The following is a 19,931-nucleotide window of genomic DNA, read 5'->3' on the forward strand; positions in this document are numbered from 1 at the left end:
ACATCCGTACAACCTGCTGATCTACTCATTGTTTCCGGTCCCACGCGCAAGATTGAGTTATTTGCTAGCGGCACCAAAGCAAAAAAATAGGCATGTAGTGATAAGCAGGCCTGTTTCCGTGAGCGCACTCTCATCGGGATAGACACTATCGAACGGTTAGCTCCATGGCGCAATCCAGTCGTTAGAGCCTTAACCCGGTTTTCCGTTCCACTGCACCTTACACCCCGCGTTCGACAAGGCATTGATCACAAACCGTGGCGACACGCCGGCCAGGCCTTCGTCGGGCGCCTTGTCTTTTTCTTTGATGCGCCGCACGTCGGCGCGGTTCATGCCGTCGACTTCTTCGTTGGCGTGAATGTGCACCTTCTTGACCAGTTCCACCTCTTTGTCGTCGCCATCCTGGCTGCGGCTCAGGATCGCGAACACGGCCGCCGCGTGCAGCACGTGCGGATCAAGATGCACGTCGCGAAACGCCGGCGCGGCCGACGAAATGAGCTTTTCGTAGATGCGCGCCTCCTCCTTGTAGTTGAGGGTGTAGGGCACCTGGATGATCACCATGCGGTCGAGCAGCGCCTCGTTCTCGCTTTTTTGCAGGAAGCGGCGGAATTCGGCCAGGTTGGTGTGCGCCAGGATCGTTTCGTCCAGGTAGATCAGCGGAAAGCGCGACACCTTGACGTTCTTTTCTTGCGTGAGCGTGAGCAGCAGGTACAGGAATTCGCGCTTGACCTTGAGAATTTCGATCATCTCCAGCACGCCCCGGCTGGCCGCGTACACCGCGCCCGACCACGACCACGCGCGCGGATCGCCCTCGTCGCCGTATTGCGCCACCTTGGACAGGTCGACCGAGCCGACCAGGTCGGCCAGGTCGGCCGTGGTGGGGTCGTGCGGGGCGTAGGTGCCGATCGCGCTGCGCCCCGCTTCGGACACGAAAAAGCGCTCGACCGGCATCTGCATGAAGTCGCCCGCGTACTGGTCTTCAAGACGGGCGCGGTAATGCGGACAGATGTCGCCGCTGATATCGATGCCATAGGTGTTGCGGCAACTGGCGCGCAGGGTGTGCGGAATCAGGTGCAGGGGCGACTCGCGCACCGGGCAGCCGCCGATGGCGTACAGCGCGCCGTCGTCGGTGTAGCTGTATTCTTCCAGCCCTCGCTTGAGCAGGATGACCAGGGTCGACTTGCCGCCCGAGGGAGGCCCGAGCAGCAGCAACAGGAGACGCCCGACCTCGGACCCGGCGGCGGCCGCCTTGAAGTAGTCGACCACGCGGTCGATGGCGTCGTCGATGCCGAACAGGTCTTCCCCGAACAGGCGGCAGCGGAAGTGGCCGTCGCCACCATCAGCGCAGGTGGCGCGGATCATGTCCCATATATATTGGTGCGAGCTGCGCGCGACCTGCTGCGGCATGCGCGGCAGCACCTGCTCCATGAACTGCGCGAAGGTGCCCGACCAGTGCCCGGCCCGGTGCTGGCGCGTGAACACCCCAGGCTCTCGATGAAAGAGGCGTGCGGGTCGTGCAGGATGGTCGCTTGCTCGTCGCCGGGGATACTCACGTTGGCTCCTGGTTGGTCTTCTTTCAGTATCAGCGCGCGCTCAATGCGCAAACTGATACGCATCAATGTGCGCAATTGAACCAATGGGGAGTTTTTCGAGCTGATGTGGTGAAGGGCGGGTGAAAACCCGGTGATCGGTCCGCGCGACCTGGCTCATCCGGCCATGCTGCGCAATAAGTTCGCTTGCGCACAGAAGCGCTCGACCATTGCGATTACGATACAGTTTCTTAATAACCTAGAACTGCGTGAAGGAAAAGCCCATGTCAGCATATAACCATTCCGATCAAGTGGCTGAGTTGAAGTCCAAGATCAAGTCGATTCGCTTCGCCATGTTCACCACCGTCAACGCGCAGGGCCGCCTCGTGAGCCGTCCGATGACCAACCAGGAAACCGACAACGAAGGCAACCTGTGGTTCTACACCTCGACCGATAGCGAACTGTGGGACGACATCGTCGCCCACCCCGACGTCAACGTCAGCTTCGCCGAGCCGGAAGACCATACCTATGTGTCGGTCAGCGGCCGCGCCGAGCGCATCGTCGACCGCGCCAAGATCAAGGCCATGTGGAACCCGGCGGTCCAGGCCTGGTACCCGCACGGCCCGGATGATGCGCATGTGGTGCTGGTGCGCGTGGTCTCGAGCAGCGCCGAGTACTGGGATTCGACCGGCGGCAAGGTGGTCAGCCTGTTCGAAATGGCCAAGGCCGTCCTGACCGGCACCACGCCCGACGTCGATCCGGGCGAACACGGCACGATCAAGCTCTGATTACGCCTCGCTCCGTGCGCGAAAGCGAACAGCAGGCAGGGCTGACGCGCATGCGTCGGATCGCCACCGGCTTGCTGGTGGCGATGGCGCTGGTGTTCCTTGCCGCCCGCCTGCTCGAGCCGCGTCATGCGGCGTTTGCCTTCGTGGCCGCGTTCGCGGAAGCGGCGATGGTCGGCGCGATCGCCGACTGGTTCGCCGTGACCGCCTTGTTCCGCCATCCGCTGGGCTTGCCCATCCCGCATACCGCCATCATTCCCACGAATAAGGAAAAGATCGGCGAAAACTTGGGCAATTTTCTCGAAACAAATTTCATGAGCTACGATGTGGTGCACGCCGAACTGGTGCGCATCGACTTCGCCGGCTCGGCCGCGCACTGGCTGGCGCAGAGCGCCAACAGCCGCGCCGTGGCCGACCAGGCCGTCAGCGCGGTGCCGGTGCTGCTGCGCATGATCGACGACAAGGACGCCGCCGCTTTCCTGCGCGAGGCGCTGTCCGGCGCGCTGCAGGACGTCAAGCTGGCGCCGATCCTGTCGCAAGTGTTGTCGGTGCTGGTGGCGGGGCGCCAGCATCATGTGCTGCTGGAACGCCTGCTCGGGCTCGTTTCAGGCGCGCTGGAGGCGCATCGCCCCTACATCCGCCAGAAAGTACACGAGCACAGCCCTCGCTGGTTGCCGCGCGCCATAGACGAAAAATTCTACGAGCGCCTGATGGAAGCGGTGCAAAATACGCTGGAAGAGATCCGGGGCGAGGACAGCGAATGGCGGGTGCGCTTCCAGGCCGCCACCGAAGAGCTGATCGAGAACCTGGCGCACTCGCCGGAATACGAAGAAAAGTTGCGCGGCCTGTTAGAGAGCAGCCTGAACCATCCACTGTTCCGCACTTATGTGGGCCAGGTGTGGGAAGACGTGCGCGACCGCTTGCTGGCCGATGCCGAATCGGATGATTCGCAACTGTCGGCGCACCTGCAATCGGCCTTTCAGGCGTTCAGCCGCGCGCTCGAGCGCAATCCGGCGATCCAGCAGCGCATCAACGACTGGTTGCGCACCTTCGCGGCGCAGACCATCGTGTCCAGGCGCGAACTGATCATCGCCCTGGTGCGGCGCGTGATCCGCAGCTGGGATGCCGACACCATCGCGCGCAAATTCGAGCTGCACGTGGGGCGCGACCTGCAATATATCCGCATCAACGGCACCATCGTCGGCGGCCTGGTGGGGCTGGCGCTGCATTGCGTGTCCCTCTTGTTCACCTGACGCCGCACGCCGGTCTTGCTATTTCATCTGCTTAATCAGGCGCCACGCCATAAAGCTCAGTACGCCCACGCCCGCCAGCAGCGCGCCCCATAGGGCGAACATGCGCATGCGCGCGGCGTCGGCCGCCTTGTCGGCCGCGCCGGGACCTTCGGTTACAGCGGCCTGGGACGTTTGCAGCGGCCCGGCCAGCGCGCTTTCGAGGACGGCGATTTCGGCGGGAGTAAAGCCGGGCGCCACCTGCGCCAGCGAACTGGCGCCCGGTTTGGCGTCGGCGCGCCCGAAGGCCAGCCGGTAGGGCGGCTTGCCATTGGCGAGAAATACCACTGTCGATGGGGTCCAGGCCAGGCGCAGGGCCGGCGCCGCCGCCCCGGCCGTTTCCGTGCGCAGCACCCACTCGGCCTGGTGCGCCGGGGTGATGCCGATGTCGCCCGAGGCGCGTCGCTTGCCGCCCTGGGTCAACTGGTAGAAGGTGGCCGCCGCCAGCGGTTCGAAGTGCCAGGTGCTGGTCTTGCCGCCCTCGCGGTCGGGCAATTCCACGTAATGACCAAGCTGGGCCGGCATGACCACGTTCTGCTCGCCCAGGTCAACCCCGATGCGCTGCACCGGAATGGCCACCGAGGCGGGATACACATGGTCGTTGGCAAAGCGCCCCGGCTTGGGCTGGATCAGCAGGCGTTCCACCTGCGGCGCCAGCGCCGTGTTCAGCGGCGACTCGGCGGTGATGCCGGCGAACTGCAGCGGCTTGCCCTGGCGCCAGCTCAGGCGCGCATAGCGGAAGGCGCGCGCTTCGAAGTCCATGCGGTCGCTGGCCAGGGTTTCGTTGCGCTCGTTGACCAGCCAGGACAGGTCGGTTTCGCCGGCCGTATCCCAGTGCTTCAGATCGTCGCTCACTTCCAGCACCACGCGCGCGTTGTAGCTGCTCACGCCGGCGGGCAGGGTGAAGCGCAGCGCATCGATGGTGGCGGCCGCGGCGCTGGCGCCGAGGTCGAGCACGAGCGTGTCCATGCCGCCATTGGCAGCGCCCGTCACCGGCCGCGTGCGCGCGCTGACCGACAGCACCGTGCCGTCGCCGGAGCGCTGCACCTCGATGTCGGTGTCGGCAAGGGAGCCGGCCGGGCGCGCCGTTTGCACCCCGAACAGGCGCACCGGCAAGTCGCGCCGCGAGCGCTCGGCGCGCGGCATCGGCTCCTGCAAGCTGAACGCCAGCTTGTTGCCCTGCGCATCGAACAGGCGCAGGTCGCGCAAGTCCGCCGTGCGGGCGTGCAGGTACACGTCCTTGGGCAGGCGCAGCTGGACCACCGATTCCTTGCCGCTGACGGTCAGCGGCAAGGCGTGGCGGTAGTCGCCCGGCAGGTCGCTGGGCGGGGCCTCGGCCAGCGCCAGGGGGGAGCTTGCCGCGGCCAGCGCCGCCAGGTACAGCGAAGCCTTGGGAATATTTGACATCAACGTGGATCCTTGGTTCATGGCGCCGGTGCTTCCGGCGCGCTTTCTTGTTGCGTTGGGAACGGTGCAATATAGCCGATCATGACCATCAGCAGGCCGACCCCGACAAAGCTGACGATGCGCGCCACCCCGCCGACGTTCGACAGGTCGACCAGGAACAGCTTGCCGACCACCAGGCCGAGCAGCACCGCACCGATCACCCACTGCTTGCGCGAGGCGTGCTTGGCCGCGCGCCACATCAGCAGCAGGGCCGAAATACTCCACACCAGCGACAGCATGGCCTGGATGAACTGCGAGCCGAACAACTGCGCGCCGGTGTACGGAATGTGCAGATAATGCGCCGCCGTGCGCAGCAGCATCAGGTTGAACCAGGCGTAGCCGGCCCAGGCCAGCACCGTGGGTACGGGCGCCAGCAGCGAGCGATCCTCGTCGGTGCGCGCATCAACCAGGCGCATGCGGTAGCAGGCCACCGCCAGCACCACCGCGAAGCCGGTGGTCAGGTCGAGCGGATTGAGAACCGGCAGGTAGGGCAGGGGCGCCATGGCGCCATCCTGGGTCAGGTTCCAGACGGCGGCCAGCATCAGCGACCAGCCGGTCGCCAGCGGGATCAGGGTGCTGCGGTGCCAACTGGCGACCGGCGCCGCCGGCCACTTGTCGGCGCGCGCGCGGCCGATCAGCCAGACGATGGCGAGCATCATCAGCCAGGCCGGGATGAAGCGCGCCCAGCTGCCGCTGGTTTGCCAGCCAGCCTGGCTGAGCAGTACCGCATCGGCGTTATCGACGCCGAACAGCCAGCGCGATACCGCGATCGAGGCGACCGGCCAGATCACCAGCCACGGACCAGCGGTGCGGACCGTGTGCAGCAGCTCCAGCCAGGGCGTGGCCACGGCCCAGCCGTTGGCCGGCCAGCGCTTGAGCATGTACTCCGAGGTCAGCCACAGGCAGGCCAGCGCCACGCCCGCTTCGAGCGCCACCGTGTCGCCGCCGTACAGCACCGACAGGGTCCAGGCGGTGGCGACCACCAGGCCGGCCCAGGCCGCGCCGCTGAACCAGCGCAGCGCCGGCCAGGCCAGGCGCTTTGCCGCCGCCGCGAACGCGATCGCCGACAGCGCCAGCGCCACGCCATAGGCGTACAAGGAGGCGGTGTCGTGCGAATAGCCGCCGGCGATCAACTGATAGTGACGGGTCAGCCACACGCAGAACAGCATCAGGACCGGAACGAACCACCACGCAGCCGACCAGAGCAGCATGATGTGCGACAGCTTTGGCTGTTGCGGCTGCGCTCCGCGTTGCATGGCCCAGCTACTGAAGATGGCGCCGGCAAAGATCAGCAGCGCGGCCAGGAACGGGGTCCGGAACAGCGGGACGTCGGGGTCGAACGCGAACAGCAGCATGGCGCAGATCAGCAGCGCGAGGACCGCGCCGGCCACCACCTGCACGACCAGCGCGAGCGCGCGCGCCAGCGGCCACTGCATGCGCCTGGCGATCAACGCCAGGATCATCGAAGACACCAGGGCGCTGGCCGCCATCAGGGTGGCCTGGACGCCGCCACTGCTGCGCAGGATGGCTTCGGTCCAGGCGCCGGCGACCAGCCAGATCGCCGCCACCGTCAGGAAAGCGCCGCCCAGCCCGCGCGGCAACGGCGACGGCAGGTCGGCTTCGCGCGAGCGGAAGTTGGTGGCCATCAGGAAGGCGGTGCCGGTCAACAGCAGGAAGCCCAGCCACAGGTTGGCATTGGCCGCGTCGGCGCCGCCGCCGATGCCGGCGATCGCCGCCAGGAAGGAGATCCACGCGCCGGCTTGCACCAGCAAGCCGAAGCCGCAGGTGAGCGCCTGGCGCTGGCGCAGGCCGACCCAGACCACGCCGGCGCCTTCCAGCGCCCAGGCGGCCGAGGTCCAGCGGCCGTCCAGCGCGAACGGCAGGGCCAGCGTGCCGAACACCAGGCCCATGGCCAGGAACGATTCGACCAGCAGCCGGAAGTTCTGCGCGCCGCGCCGCCACATGACCAGCGCGACCGTGGTGTAGAACAGGCCCAGGCCAAGCGCCGAGAAGGCCACGCCGAAACGGGTGTCCTTGAGCAGGCTGTACTGCAGGCCGAAGGCCACCAGCGGCACGCCGAACACCAGGGTGGCGTCGACATAATTCTTCAGCGCGGGCGCCTGGCGCTGCGCGTAAGCGATCGCGATGGCCACGTAGAACAGCACGAAGACGATCAGGAACAGCTGGGTGGACAGATAATTTTCGGGTACGTAGCGCAACACGCCCCATGCGGTGCCGATGACGAAGGTGAACGCGAAGCCGATTAGGTTGAGCGTGCGCCAGGCGCGCTTGAGCGCGATGCCGAGGATGCCGGCGTTTAACAAGGCGTAGTACGAGAACAGCCCGATATGGCTGCCCTGGCCGGTGGACGTCATGATCGGCGCCAGGAAACCGCCGGTAATGCCGAACACGGCCAGCCAGAAGGCATTCTGCAGCACCGCCAGCAGGCAGGTGAAGAAGGTCAGCGCGAACAGCAGGCCGAACGCCAGACCACCCGGGATCAGGTGGTACATGCGGAAGGCGCCAAAGGTGACCAGCATCAGGATGCCGAGGGCCGCGCCTTGCACCGGCAGGCTGATGCCGCGCCGGCTCTCGCGGATGCGCCAGCCCCAGGCCAGCAGGGCGATATCGGCGATGACGATGCCGGCCAGGCGCAGCTCGATCGGCACAATGTTGCGTTCGACCGCGTATTTGAGCAGGAAGCTGACGCCGATGAACAGGATCAGCAGGCCGAGCTTGGCGACCAGGTTACCGCTGAACATCCAGTTTTTTGCCGCCGCGACCCAGGCCGGGGTGGTATCGCCGCGTTGCGCATACGCTGCGGGGCGTTGCGGCGCACGGGCAGGCTCAGGATGAGGCGCGACGGGTGTTGGCGGCACGGAAGCCGGCGCCGCAGGTACGGAGGCGACAGGAACGGGCTGCGCAGCCGGGAGGACGGGCGGCGCTTTCAGCGGCGTTGGCGCTGACGGCGCAATCGGTTGCGGCGCTGCCTGCGGCGCAACGTCCACAGCGTCCACGGCTTTCGCGGCAGTGGCGGCAGTGGCGGCAGTGTCTATATCCGGCGCCATGCGCGCCGCCCTGGCCGCCGTCCTGGCCGCCCTGGCCGCCTCGTTGCGCGCCAGCGCGCCCTGGACCGTCGCGGCCATCGCCGTCGCCGCCGAGTCGGCGACGGTGCGCTGCCCCGTTTCGTCCCTGAGCGCGACAACTTCCGCTTTCAGTTCCGCCAGCTTTTTTTCCAGCGCGTCGGTACGCCGTCGAGCATCCTTGCTCACACTGAGGAAGTACGCGTAAGACGCCACCACCAGCAACAATAGAAATACGTCCATCAATTTTCCTTGGCTTGCAAACTAGGCAATTTTGCATACTATCATTCCCAAGAGAAACCGCGACTGATAGATTGGGAGTGGCTTCTTAAGCGCCTTCGAGTTTCAGCTCCCAGTACCCGACGTCGATCCAGCGCCCGAACTTGAAGCCGACCTCGCTGAAGTGGGCGACTTTGTTGAAGCCGAATTTTTCGTGCAAGGCCACGCTGGCGGGATTGGGCAGCGCGATGCCGCCGATGGCCATGTGAATACCGGCCTCGGCCAGGCGCGCCAGCAGGGCGGTGTACAGCGCCGCCCCGTGGCCTTTGCCGCCGTGGCCGGGCAGCAGGTAGATCGAGGTTTCGGCGGCGAAGCGGTAAGCGTGGCGCACGCGCCATTTGGTGGCGTAAGCATAGCCGGTGATGGTGTCGCCATCGGTGAGCACCAGGAAGGGCAGCGCGCCGCCCTGGATGTCGGCGATGCGGCTGGCCATGGCTTGCTGGCTGACGCTTTCTTCTTCGAATGAAATGCTGGTGGTGAGGATGAAATGGTTGTAGATCGAAACAATTCCGGCGGCATCGCCGGCTGCGGCATCGCGAATATTCAAGCAGGACTCCCATGGTGAGTGATCAATTTTTCGGCAGCGCCCGCGCTTGCGACGCCGTTCCTGCTCAATTGTATTAGTATTCATGCCTTGAGAAACGGCACGACGACCGTTTCATCGCTCCGACCCGAGGTGTTGTTTGAAGAGATTGATCCTATTGGCCGCCGCTGCGCTGCTGGCCGGCGCCGCCGCCGCCGCGCAGGCGGCCATTCCCGTGTACGGCTTCCTGGTCAAAAATACGTACCCGCACGATCCGGACGCATTTACCCAGGGCCTGTTTTATACCGATGGCATTTTGTACGAAAGCACAGGCTTGAACGGCAAGTCCTCGGTCCGCAAGACCGACCTGAAGACCGGCAAGGTGCTGATGAAGACCGACATCGCCTCCGACTACTTCGGCGAAGGCATCACCGATGTCGGCAACACCATCGTCGGGCTGACGTGGACTTCGCACGTCGGCTTTGTGTTCGACAAGGCCACGCTGAAGATGAAGCAGACTTTTTCGTATCCCGGCGAAGGCTGGGGCCTGGCCAATAACGGCAGCGATGTGTTCATGAGCGACGGCAGCGCCGTCATACGCGTGCTCAATCCCAAGACCCTGGCCGAAGTACGGCGCATCCAGGTCACCGCCGAGGGCAAGCCGATCGACCGCCTCAACGAGATGGAGTGGGTCGACGGCGAACTGTATGCCAATGTGTGGGGATCGGACGTGATCGCGCGGATCGACCCGGCCAGCGGCAAGGTGGTCGGCTGGATCGACCTGGCCGGCTTGCTCGATGAAAAGAGCCGCGCGAGCGGGACGGTCGATGTACTCAACGGCATCGCCTACGACGGCAAGAAAAAGCGCCTGTTCGTCACCGGCAAACTGTGGCCCAAGCTGTTCGAGATCGAACTGGTGCGACGCCAGCCGCGCTGAGCGCTACAGGCAGATATGCAGGGTGTTGCAGAGCACGTTCAACATATCCGTTCCCAGGATCGGTGAGCGGAACAGCTTGTGCTCGCCCGGCACGATTTTTTGTGCCAGTGGTTGCGCCAGTTCCAGGCCATTTTCACTGTTGGTCAGTATCACAAAGCCGTCTCCGGTCCGGGCAGAGGCCATCACGAAGGCGCGGTAGCCGGTATTGTTTCCCCAATGCCAAATATACGACGCGTCCCGATCGCGCTCGATTCCCCATCCCAAGCCCCAACCCAGGCCCAGGCCCGCATCGACTGCCACTGGCGATGCGCTCAACTGCGCCAGGATCTCGTCATCGCCAAGCAGCGCGACGAGGAATTTTCCATAATCGGCCGCCGAGGTGTGGAGAGAAAACGCGGCATTCGGCTCATTGAGCGTCAGGCCCGCCCTCGGTGCGCCATTCGCCTTGGTTCCCGGCATCAGGTTCGGGGCGATGCGTTCGCTCCATGCATAGTCGCTGTGGGTCATGCCCAAGGGCGTGAATACCTGCGCGCGCATGAATTGATCGAGCCGCTGGCCGGTGATTGCCTCCACAGCGCGCTGCAAGAGCACATAGCCTTCGCCCGAATAATGCCATGCGGTTCCGGGAGCGGCCTCGAAACGCAGTGGCCCGGACGCCCAATTCGGCAATCCCGAGGTGTGGTTCAGCACCATGCGCGCGGTAATGGCCGCAAGTCGCGGGTCGGTCACCAGTTCGGACGGCTGCGCTTTCAGGGGATCGAACTGGTGCCGGTAACCTTGCGGCAAATACCTCATGAGCGGCGCGTCGAGTTCGAGTTTTCCTTGCGCCGCCAGCTTCAGTACCGCATAGGCAAACACCGGCTTACTGAGCGATGCCGCCTGAAAAACGCTGTCCCCATTGACCGCCGGCGCCGGCAGGCAGCCGCTCGCCGTATCGATCGATGCAAGCTGGCGCTGCTTGATGACCGCAAGGGCCGCACCGCACACATGGTGCTGTTTGGCGAGAACCTTCAAGGTCTCGCGCATGTCCAGCGACGCCAGATCGGGCCGGTTGGAAGACGCGCATCCGGACAAACATAGCGATATCAGGAGGGCAGGGATGGGCAGGGCCGACAACATCGGCACGCATTTCGATTGCATTGGAACCTTTGATGATCGACACTCCCGGCATCGTAAGATATCGGGAACCAGGGTTCAACCATTGTTTTGATGATCGCACGCCTTTATGGCTCGATGGTCAGCGCAAAATCGCCCCGGTCGGCAAAATCGGGCATGCGCGCCTGGCGCAAGGCCATCAGCAGGGGCAGCGGCGAGCAGGTAAAGCGCACAGTCTTATGCTGCGCGTACATGCGCACCTGGTGCGACGCCAGTTCGAACGCCAGCACCTCGTCCAGATGCGGAATGGCGAGCGCCTGCGTGCGCAGGAATTCGGCGAAATTGAGCGCTTCTTCGGTGGCAAACGGTTCGGGCGGGCGGGTTTTCCAGAACCCCCGCAGCAGCGCCAGAAACGCCGGTTCGCCGAGACTGAGCACAATGAGGCGGTAACTGAGCGTCATCGAATCGACGATGGTCCCGCTGCGCACCGCCGCCACCAGTTGGCGCAGGACGGCCACGCCATTGTCGGCGTCGAATACCTGCGCAAAGGGCGCGTCGGCATCCGATTCGAGCACGCGCCCGGCCAGGGCGCGCTCCCACTCGGTCGGCGAGGGCAAGGCGCTGTCGGCCGCCGTGATGTTGCGGGCCATGGCGCGCGGCGCGCCGCAAGCGACTTGGAGGCGCTTGGCGCGCTCGTCCCACAGCTGGCGCAGGTCGAGCAACTGCGCCCGCAGCTCGCGCTCGGTGATGGCGCCCGCCGGCATATAGGCGGGCACGATCTCGAAAATGAGGGCCTTCAGATGCGGCAGCCGTGGCAGCACCTGGTGCGCCAGTTGCATCAGCTCCGGCGGCACCAGGCCGGAGTGGGCGTCGAGATAATACCCGTCGAGATGGTCGCCGCCGGCCAGGTGCACTTCGCACACGCGCTCCAAGGGCATTTCATCGAGCGCCGCCAGCACGCCCTGGCGGCCATTCTTCTCGTTGCACCACAGATTATGCAGGTCGAGCAGGATGGCGCAATCGGCTTCTTCGGCGATCGCGCCAAAAAAGGCGCCGTCCGACATTTCGCCGTGCATCGGGCGCAGGTAGTTGACGCCGGTTTCGAACGCAAACGGGACCGGCAATTGCGCGCTCAGGGCGCGGATATTTGCCGCGGCCAGCGCCACGGTTTGCGCGCTTTGCACGGGAGGGAGCAAAAAGCCGGTATTGAAAACGCCGTCGGCGCCGTCGACCCGCGAAAAACTCAGGTGCTCGCTGGCCCAGGACGCGCCCAGCGCCTTGACCACATCGACAAACAGCGCCACCTGGCCCGGCTCGGGCGGCACGCTGCCGCCGACCGGAAAACCGACGCCATGCACCAGTTTCGGATGCGGATCGGCGCACAGCTGCGCCAGGACATCGGCATTGACCGCGTACGGCACCCCGGCGGCCGCCGACTTGAACCATAGTGGCTGGGGCTCGATTTCGATGACGTCGATCAGGTCGTGCGCGGCCTCGATGAACGCTTCGAGGCCGGGCAGGCAAACCATGCCGACGCCTGTTTCGGGCAGGTTGCGCATGTCAGGGCGAGAGCTGGTTTTGCGCCAGCCCGGTCGCTTGCAGCGCCAGGTTGGCGTCGACGATGAAGCGGCGCTGGATATCGTAGCGGATATCGAAGCCCGAGGTGCAGGCCGGGCAGCCGAGTTGGCCGAGCAGCTCTTTCTGGACGCGCTGGAACTGGTCCAGGTCGAAATATACCTGGCTCGGCAGCGAAACGCTGACGGCCCGGTCGATGGGTTGTGTGGCCCGGGTGGTACGCAGATCGACGGCGTTGGTATCCATGATGTGACGCTCCTGTGTGATGTGTGATTGTCCCCTCGAAAATGCGGCGCATTTCCCCGACAGCACGGCCCCGGCGTTAATGCTGAGGCTGGCTGTTGTTAGAAGTATAGGCATCACCTTTCACGCGCCTTGCATCAAGTGCACCGACTTTGCGCGGCATCAAAGGCCAGTGCGGAACGTCTTTGATTCGCGACACTTCACATGTTTTTGACGGTGATCGTGCGGATCGAGGCACGCTGCAACACCGCCAGCACCTGGCCGGGGTCGCAGCCATAGATGCCCGCGCCCCAGGCTGCATTTTGCTCCACGCAGGCCCAGCCCAGGCCGGCGATGGTGCCGATGTCGACCACGGTGGCGGCCGGCAGGTCGACGGCCGGGTCGGCCAGCAGGCGCGCGATGAACTCTTGAACTTGCGCATCTTCCTCAAGGGTGCTGTGGAAACCGGCGTCACGCTGCAAGTGGCCCGCGCGCGAATAGACCGTCCAGGTGCGCAGGGTGCGATCGAGGATGAAGCAGCGAAATTCTTTTTCCCAGGTAACGACCTCGGACACCAGCACCGGCATGTCGTCGTCATACTCCGTGGGCAGGTCGGCGCCGCGGTAGACAGCGGCCGGAAAACTCTTGTCGTTGGGCGGCTTGACGAAGGCTGGCGCCGCCAGCTTGCGCGCCTGGCCCAGCGTGCTCAAGGAAATGGCGCGCTTGCGGTAGTCGAACGGCAGCCGCACCAGCCAGTCTTCGGCCGGGTTGAGCAGCTCCAGGCCCAGTTCCGCCGCCAGCGTGGGGCCGAACAGCGCTTCGCCGTACAGCACCGGATCGGGCAATGCTTGCAAAGGGACCGGCACGCGCCAGCTGGTCAGGCGTTCGACTTGCCAGCCGAGGCCGGCGGCGGCTTTCCACAGGGCTTGGGCGTCGTCGGTGTAGCGGGGCGTGAGGATCAGGGTCGGCATGGTGGGAACGTCGGGCGTGAGTTGTCTGACCACATCTTACCGGATCGGCCCGGTGGGAAGATGCTGTTGCCTGATACGGTTGCGCGCTGGCTCCGGGATGCGCAACATGTCTGGCAGGCCGGCGTCGCGACCCGTGCGGCAGCACGACAGCATCAAGTCCTCCTTTTATCCCGGCGCCGCCACGCGGCCCCGCCGAGCAGGGTCAGGCCGCCCAGCAGCATGGCATTGCTCGACGGCTCCAGAACAGCAATGACGCCCGTGCTCATGTCAAGGCTAACATTGCGGGTGTGCAACTCCCATCCCGGGTATCCCCATGCGTTGGTATACATGCACACGGTGTCGCCGGCGCCCCATTGGGCATTGTCGAGAGCGGCATTGATGCCGGCAAAGTCCGCAGCGTTCGAGGTGCGGAAACACCGAAGACGACCGCAGTTTCAATCTTCGCCTGGATGCCCATGGCAAGCCGAAACTTCTCGAGCTGAGGAAAAGGGGGGGCTGATCAAATCCACCCTTGCCGTGATCACCAGATTCGCCATCATGAGCGTGCAAGGCGGGTTTTTCGACCGTCGTTGCAACGTCAATCAAGAATGGTAATCCAGACTTCGATATGAGGATGATATCGCCGAAGCTCACGTAAGAACGCGCTCAGGTTTTCCGACTCCTCCCGGATGATCATACTCATTTGACTCAAGCCTGTGAATGTAATGCTCTTCGGCAATGCCGATGCGGGCAGTCCGCAAATGCGGTCGCGCAGGATGTGCCAGGTGAATTCCTGGCCGAGGGGGATGCCAAACGCAAGTGCAACGGTCTGCCGCACGTAAAGCGGCGAGCGGGCGTAGGTCAGGTCGATTTTCATGTGTTCTTTACTCATCGCGCTTTCCGCAGGACGTTGTTGGTTCTGAACCGGGCCAACTGCGTGATGTGCGACTGTCCGGGACCTGTCGTTGCGGGCGGCTTGTCAGGGCGTCCCGGCGTTAGCCCATAGGCCCTGTTTGACGTTCTCACCAATCGCCAATCAATACGAGCCTCACCTCGGAATCGGCATGCCCTGATTCTCGCTGAAACGCCGCTATTTTTTGCAGCAGCATATGCCATTGACCACTCGACGGCAACGCAATGCGTTTCAGCTCAAGCAGGGTGACGTAGGTGTGTCCCATAAAACCCAGGTCTCCCCCGTCGGCGATTGTTTCCAGCTCGATCGCGGCCAAAAAATCAATCACCGCGCCACTGGGATTGCCGGGTATCCCGCGATCGGCGAAGATACCCATTCCCTCGTCGGCATGTTTGGCAAGTGCAAACACGTCCGCGGAAAAACAGTCTGGACGAAAATTGATATGACTCAACTCCTTTATAGCCACCCATGACGCCGGCACCACCTTGGGCGAGGCCGATTTCATCGGTTCCGTGCCGACTTCAACCCAGCAAGTAATATCGTAAGGCATTCAATTTCCAGTTGCGCTACATATATCGTCATAGTATATGCGCCGGCATGAATGAGGGAGTGAATGCGGGCGGCGTCGCCGCCCGCATCTCGGCTCAGGCATCGCGCCGGTGCGCCCATTGATACAGCAGCGGCAGCACCAGCAGTGTCAGCAAGGTCGATGACAGCACCCCGCCGATCACCACGGTCGCCAGCGGCCGCTGCACTTCCGCCCCGGTGCCGGTCGCCAGCGCCATCGGCACGAAGCCGAGCGAGGCCACCAGCGCCGTCATCAGCACCGGCCGCAAGCGCGTCATCGCCCCGCTTTCCACCGCTTGCGCCAGCGGCATGCCTTCCGCCCGCAAGCCGCGAATGAACGAAATCATCACCAGTCCATTGAGCACCGCCACGCCGGACAAGGCAATAAACCCGACCGCCGCCGAGATCGACATCGGAATGCCCCGCATCCACAGCGCCACGATGCCGCCGGTCAGCGCAAACGGCACGCCGGTAAACACCAGCAAGCCATCACGCATATTGCCGAACATGACGAACAGCAGCATGAACACCAGCGCCAGGGTGGCCGGCACGACCAACTGCAGGCGCCTGGTGGCCGATTGCAACTGCTCGAAGGTGCCGCCCCAGGTTATCCAATACCCAGGGGGAATCTTGACCTGCTGGCCGATGGCCGCGCCCGCGTCCGCCACGAACGAGCCGATGTCGCGCCCGCGCACGTTGGCGGTCACGACCACCAGGCGCTTGCCATTTTCGCGGCTGATCTGGTTCGGCCCGGGCGCCATGTCCAGCTGCGCCACGTCGCCCAGCGGCACATAGGCGGCCGCCCGGTCGCCCTCGCGCGCCGCCACCCGGATCGGCAGACGCCGGATGGCGTCCAGGTCGGCGCGCAGGTTCTCGGGCAGGCGCACCACGATGTCGACCCGGCGGTCGCCTTCGAACAGCGAACCGGCGCCGGTCCCGCCGATGGCGGTGGCGATCGCCTGCTGCACGTCGCCCACGTTCACGCCCACGCGCGCGGTGCGGGCGCGGTCGATGCGAATGGTGAGCATCGGCAAGCCGGTGGTCTGCTCGACCTTCACATCGGCCGCGCCGGGGATGGTTTCGAGCACGGCGGCGATCTGTTCGGCGCTGCGCCCCATGACGGCGCTGTCGTCGCCAAACACCTTGATCGCCACGTCGCTGCGCACCCCGGACAGCAACTCGTTGAAGCGCATCTGGATCGGCTGGGTGAACTCGTAGTTGTTGCCCGGAACCTTGCCAACCGCCTGTTCCAGCGCAGCAAGAAACTCTTCCTTGCTGCGCTTCGGCTTGGGCCACTCGGATTCGGGTTTGAGCATGATGAAGGTGTCGGCCACGCTGGGCGGCATGGGATCGGTCGCCACTTCCGCCGTGCCCATCTTGGAAAACACGGTATCGACCTCGGGCAGTTGCTTGATCGTGCGTTCCAGCGCCAGTTGCATCTCGACCGCCTGGGTCAGGCTGGTGCCGGGAATGCGCAGCGCGTGCATGGTGATGTCGCCTTCGTTCAGGCTGGGCACGAATTCGCTGCCCAGGCGCGTGGCCAGCAGCGCCGACAGGCCGATGATTACGCCGACAATGACCAGCACCGGCGCCTTGTTGGCGCTCGAGCGGCGCAGCAGGGGCAGGTAGGCGCGGCGCGCCCAGGCCATCAGGCGACTGTCGTGCTCGCTGACCTTGTTGCCGATCATGAGCGCCACGGCGGCCGGAATGAAGGTGACCGACAGCACCATCGCCGCCACCAGCGCGGCCACGACCGTGAACGCCATCGGATGGAACATCTTGCCCTCGACGCCGGTCAGGGCGAAGATCGGCAGGTACACCACCAGGATGATGAGCTGGCCGAACAGCAACGGGCGGCGCGCTTCGCCGGCGGCGGCGAACACTTCGCGCAGGCGCTCGTCGCGCGTGAGGGGGCGGCCAGCGGCGGCCTGGGCGTGGGCCAGGCGGCGCACGCAGTTTTCCACGATTACCACGGCGCCATCGATGATGATGCCGAAGTCGAGCGCACCCAGGCTCATCAGGTTGGCACTGACGCCATTGGCGACCATGCCGCTGAAGGTGGCCAGCATGGCCAGGGGAATGACCAGCGCGGTGATCAGCGCGGCACGGATGTTCCCGAGGAACAGGAACAGCACGATGATCACCAGCGCCGCGCCTTCGAGCAGGTTCTGGCGCACGGTGCCGATCGCCTTGTCGACCAGGTCGGTACGGCCGTAGACGGTGCGCGCGATCACGCCGGCCGGCAGGGTTTTGTTGATCTCGCCGAGTTTCTTGTCCACCGCGGCCGAGACGGCCCGGCTGTTCTCGCCGATCAGCATGAATACCGTGCCAAGCACGACTTCCTGGCCGTTCTCGGAGGCGGCGCCGGTGCGCAGTTCCTTGCCCACGCCCACCTCGGCCACGTCGCGGATGTACAGCGGAACGCCCTGCGACGAGCGCAAAATGATGCCGCCGATATCCTCGCTCGATCCAACCTGGCCCGGCACGCGCACCAGGTATTGCTCGCCGCCGCGCTCGATGTAGCCGGCGCCGACGTTGCTGTTGTTGCGTTCCAGCGCCTCGACGATATCGGACAGGGCCAGCCCGTGCGCCACCATCTGGCCCGGATTCGGGGCCACGTGCATTTCGCGGGCGTAGCCGCCGATGGTGTTGATTTCAGTTACGCCCGGCACATTGCGCAACTGCGGCTTGACGATCCAGTCCTGGATCTGGCGCAGGTCGGTGGAGTTGAACGGCGTGCCGTCGGTTTTCAGCGCGCCGGGCTTCGCTTCCACGGTCCACATATAGATCTCGCCCAGGCCGGTGGACATTGGCCCCATCTCCGGCGAGGCGCCGGCGGGCAGGCCGGCGCGCGCCTGTTGCAGGCGTTCGTTGACCAGTTGACGGGCGAAATAGATGTCGGTGCCATCCTTGAAAATCACGGTCACTTGCGACAGGCCGTAACGCGAGAGCGAACGGGTCTGTTCCAGGCCGGGCAGGCCGGCCATCGCCGTTTCGACCGGGAAGGTGATGCGCTGCTCGGCTTCCAGCGGCGAATAGCCGGGCAGGGACGTGTTGACCTGGACCTGGACGTTGGTGATGTCGGGCACGGCATCGATCGGCAACTGGCGATAACTATAGATGCCGAGCGCGGCCATGAAAGCGGCCAGCATCAGCACCAGCGACCGGCGTTCGATGGAAAAACGGATCAGAGTATCGAACATGGCGGTCCTTAATGGTCGTGGCTGGCGCCGGCTTTGCCGAGGTCGGCCTTGATCAAAAAGCTGTTCTTGGCGGCATATTTCTCGCCCGCCAGCAGGCCACTGAGCACCTCGACCGACTCGCCATCGCTGCGCCCAAGCACCAGCGGGCGCGCTTCGAAATGGTCGCCGTAACGGCCGAAAACCGAGGGCAATTCATTGACGTTCTGCACCGCTTCGAGCAGCACCGCGACCGGCACGGTGACCTCGGCGGCAACCACGTCCACCGTCACCGGCAGTCCGGGACGCCATACACCCTTGAGGTTGGGCAAGACCACGCGTGCCTTGGCGGCCCGGGTTTGCTCGCCGACCAGGGGGCTGACATAGGAAATGGTGCCGCTGGCGCTGGCGTCGGCCGCGCGCACGGTGGCATTCTGGCCCTGGCGTATGGTTTCCAGGTCGCGCGCGCTCACGGAGAGCTCGGCCCAGACGGTGGACATGTCGGCCACCACGAACAAGCTGGCTTCTTCCTTCACCGATTCGCCCGCAGCCACGGTTTTTTGCGTGATCACGCCATCGATCGGGGCCCGTACTTCATAGCGCGCCAGCTGCCGGAGGCTGCCGGCGCCGACGCCGAGCGCATCGAGTTTCTGGCGCGCGCCCTGGGTGGCGATCTCGGCTTCCTGCATGGCGGCGCGGGCTTGCTGATAATCCTGTTCCGCTGTGATTTTCTGTTGCCACAAGGTTCGCTCGCGCTCGAACACACTGCGCGCCAGCACCAGGCGCTGTTGCGCGGCCAGCAAGGCGCTGCGCTCGCCGGCCAGGGCCTGGCTCGACAGTACCGCCAGCACCTGGCCCTTGCGCACCGTCTGGCCCGCATTGGCACTGACCGACTCGACCATGCCGGCCAGGCGCGGGGCCACCTGCACCGTGCGATCGGCGTTGAGGGCGATCTCGCCATTGAGTTTAAGCACGCTCTTGATGCGCGCCGGACCGGCGGTGTGGATGTCGATGCCGTTCTGGGCGACCTGGGTTTCCGACATCGTCACCCGCGCCTCGACCTGGTCGTAGGCGAAGCGGTAAGTCTTGCCGCCGTGCTCCGCCAGCACGCCAACCTTGAACGAGTGCGGCTCGCCGACCACGGCGTCGCCGCGCAAGTAGTCTTCTTCGCGTGCGAAACGCATGGTCTGGGCTGGCCGGCCCAGGCGTTCGAGCGTCACCTGGACCTTGCTGGCCGAGGGATCGAGTGCCTTCCCGTCCTGGTAGGTATAAATACGGAACTGCGGGCCGGCGCTGTGGTCGAAGATAGTCGCTTCCAGGCCGTAGCCCTGGCTGACGAACAGCTTGCCGCCGTGCGGGCCGCGCGCCGGGACCGCGTCTTCCTGGTGCGGCTTGCCGCCATGGTCGACCTGGTCCGTTTCGGCATGGCCGCCGTGCTCCTCATGGTCGTCGCGCTGCGGCTGTGCGCTGTTGCGCGTCATGATCAGCGCCGCGAGCAGGGCGCCGATCAGTAGGGTGATGATGATGACGATAACTTGTTTTCTGTTCAAAGGGGTTTTCAT

16 protein-coding genes are annotated in these 19,931 nt (G+C 64.8%); 3 read left to right on the forward strand and 13 right to left on the reverse strand.

The window, feature by feature from the left end:
• Positions 1 to 189: 189 nt before the first annotated feature.
• Positions 190 to 1,479, reverse strand: a complete 1,290-nt coding sequence (locus F2P46_RS22435) for a hypothetical protein (protein ID WP_368737942.1) — start codon at positions 1,477 to 1,479, stop codon at positions 190 to 192.
• 331 nt (positions 1,480 to 1,810) lie between these two features.
• On the opposite strand from F2P46_RS22435, the gene F2P46_RS22440 reads away from it, so the two are divergent.
• Both F2P46_RS22440 and F2P46_RS22445 read left to right on the forward strand, forming a co-directional pair.
• Complete coding sequence (locus tag F2P46_RS22440) at positions 1,811 to 2,314, forward strand: pyridoxamine 5'-phosphate oxidase family protein (RefSeq protein ID WP_166894314.1); 504 nt, start codon at positions 1,811 to 1,813, stop codon at positions 2,312 to 2,314.
• 14 nt (positions 2,315 to 2,328) lie between these two features.
• Positions 2,329 to 3,564 (forward strand): DUF445 domain-containing protein, encoded by a 1,236-nt coding sequence (locus F2P46_RS22445; protein WP_368737943.1) that lies wholly within the window; start codon positions 2,329 to 2,331, stop codon positions 3,562 to 3,564.
• A gap of 18 nt (positions 3,565 to 3,582) precedes the next feature.
• Here the strand turns inward: F2P46_RS22445 and F2P46_RS22450 are convergent, their stop codons facing one another.
• The 3 genes from F2P46_RS22450 to F2P46_RS22460 form a co-directional block, all read right to left on the reverse strand.
• Positions 3,583 to 5,007 (reverse strand): DUF3999 family protein, encoded by a 1,425-nt coding sequence (locus F2P46_RS22450; protein WP_166894316.1) that lies wholly within the window; start codon positions 5,005 to 5,007, stop codon positions 3,583 to 3,585.
• 17 nt (positions 5,008 to 5,024) lie between these two features.
• On the reverse strand, positions 5,025 to 8,372 hold the full coding sequence (locus tag F2P46_RS22455) for a DUF2339 domain-containing protein (protein WP_166894318.1): 3,348 nt from the start codon (positions 8,370 to 8,372) through the stop codon (positions 5,025 to 5,027).
• A gap of 85 nt (positions 8,373 to 8,457) precedes the next feature.
• Positions 8,458 to 8,955 carry an arsinothricin resistance N-acetyltransferase ArsN1 family B gene (locus F2P46_RS22460; RefSeq protein WP_229509405.1) on the reverse strand — a complete coding sequence of 166 codons (498 nt, stop codon included), beginning with the start codon at positions 8,953 to 8,955 and terminating at the stop codon, positions 8,458 to 8,460.
• Between the two features lie 136 nt (positions 8,956 to 9,091).
• Between F2P46_RS22460 and F2P46_RS22465 the strand changes: the two genes are divergently transcribed.
• On the forward strand, positions 9,092 to 9,868 hold the full coding sequence (locus tag F2P46_RS22465) for a glutaminyl-peptide cyclotransferase (protein WP_166894322.1): 777 nt from the start codon (positions 9,092 to 9,094) through the stop codon (positions 9,866 to 9,868).
• A 3-nt stretch (positions 9,869 to 9,871) separates the two neighbouring features.
• Here the strand turns inward: F2P46_RS22465 and F2P46_RS22470 are convergent, their stop codons facing one another.
• From F2P46_RS22470 to F2P46_RS22510, 9 genes are all read right to left on the reverse strand, one after another.
• Positions 9,872 to 10,894: a serine hydrolase domain-containing protein gene (locus tag F2P46_RS22470; protein WP_166894324.1), complete on the reverse strand. Its 1,023-nt coding sequence runs from the start codon at positions 10,892 to 10,894 to the stop codon at positions 9,872 to 9,874.
• A 197-nt stretch (positions 10,895 to 11,091) separates the two neighbouring features.
• Complete coding sequence (locus tag F2P46_RS22475) at positions 11,092 to 12,522, reverse strand: DUF692 family multinuclear iron-containing protein (RefSeq protein ID WP_166894326.1); 1,431 nt, start codon at positions 12,520 to 12,522, stop codon at positions 11,092 to 11,094.
• Position 12,523: 1 nt separating this feature from the next.
• On the reverse strand, positions 12,524 to 12,784 hold the full coding sequence (locus F2P46_RS22480; protein ID WP_166894328.1) for a hypothetical protein: 261 nt from the start codon (positions 12,782 to 12,784) through the stop codon (positions 12,524 to 12,526).
• A gap of 197 nt (positions 12,785 to 12,981) precedes the next feature.
• Positions 12,982 to 13,764 carry an ATP-grasp domain-containing protein gene (locus F2P46_RS22485; protein ID WP_208296730.1) on the reverse strand — a complete coding sequence of 261 codons (783 nt, stop codon included), beginning with the start codon at positions 13,762 to 13,764 and terminating at the stop codon, positions 12,982 to 12,984.
• Between the two features lie 119 nt (positions 13,765 to 13,883).
• Positions 13,884 to 14,060, reverse strand: a complete 177-nt coding sequence (locus F2P46_RS38850; RefSeq protein WP_166894330.1) for a PEP-CTERM sorting domain-containing protein — start codon at positions 14,058 to 14,060, stop codon at positions 13,884 to 13,886.
• Between the two features lie 248 nt (positions 14,061 to 14,308).
• Positions 14,309 to 14,602 (reverse strand): hypothetical protein, encoded by a 294-nt coding sequence (locus tag F2P46_RS22495; protein WP_166894332.1) that lies wholly within the window; start codon positions 14,600 to 14,602, stop codon positions 14,309 to 14,311.
• 130 nt (positions 14,603 to 14,732) lie between these two features.
• Complete coding sequence (locus tag F2P46_RS22500) at positions 14,733 to 15,173, reverse strand: hypothetical protein (protein WP_166894334.1); 441 nt, start codon at positions 15,171 to 15,173, stop codon at positions 14,733 to 14,735.
• A 94-nt stretch (positions 15,174 to 15,267) separates the two neighbouring features.
• Positions 15,268 to 18,393, reverse strand: coding sequence for a CusA/CzcA family heavy metal efflux RND transporter (locus tag F2P46_RS22505; protein ID WP_166894336.1), 3,126 nt, complete (start codon positions 18,391 to 18,393; stop codon positions 15,268 to 15,270).
• Positions 18,394 to 18,401: 8 nt separating this feature from the next.
• Positions 18,402 to 19,931 (reverse strand): efflux RND transporter periplasmic adaptor subunit, encoded by a 1,530-nt coding sequence (locus F2P46_RS22510; protein ID WP_166894338.1) that lies wholly within the window; start codon positions 19,929 to 19,931, stop codon positions 18,402 to 18,404.

It is taken from the genome of Massilia sp. CCM 8734 (assembly GCF_011682155.1).
Taxonomy (GTDB): Bacteria; Pseudomonadota; Gammaproteobacteria; order Burkholderiales; family Burkholderiaceae_D; genus Telluria_A; species Telluria_A rubra.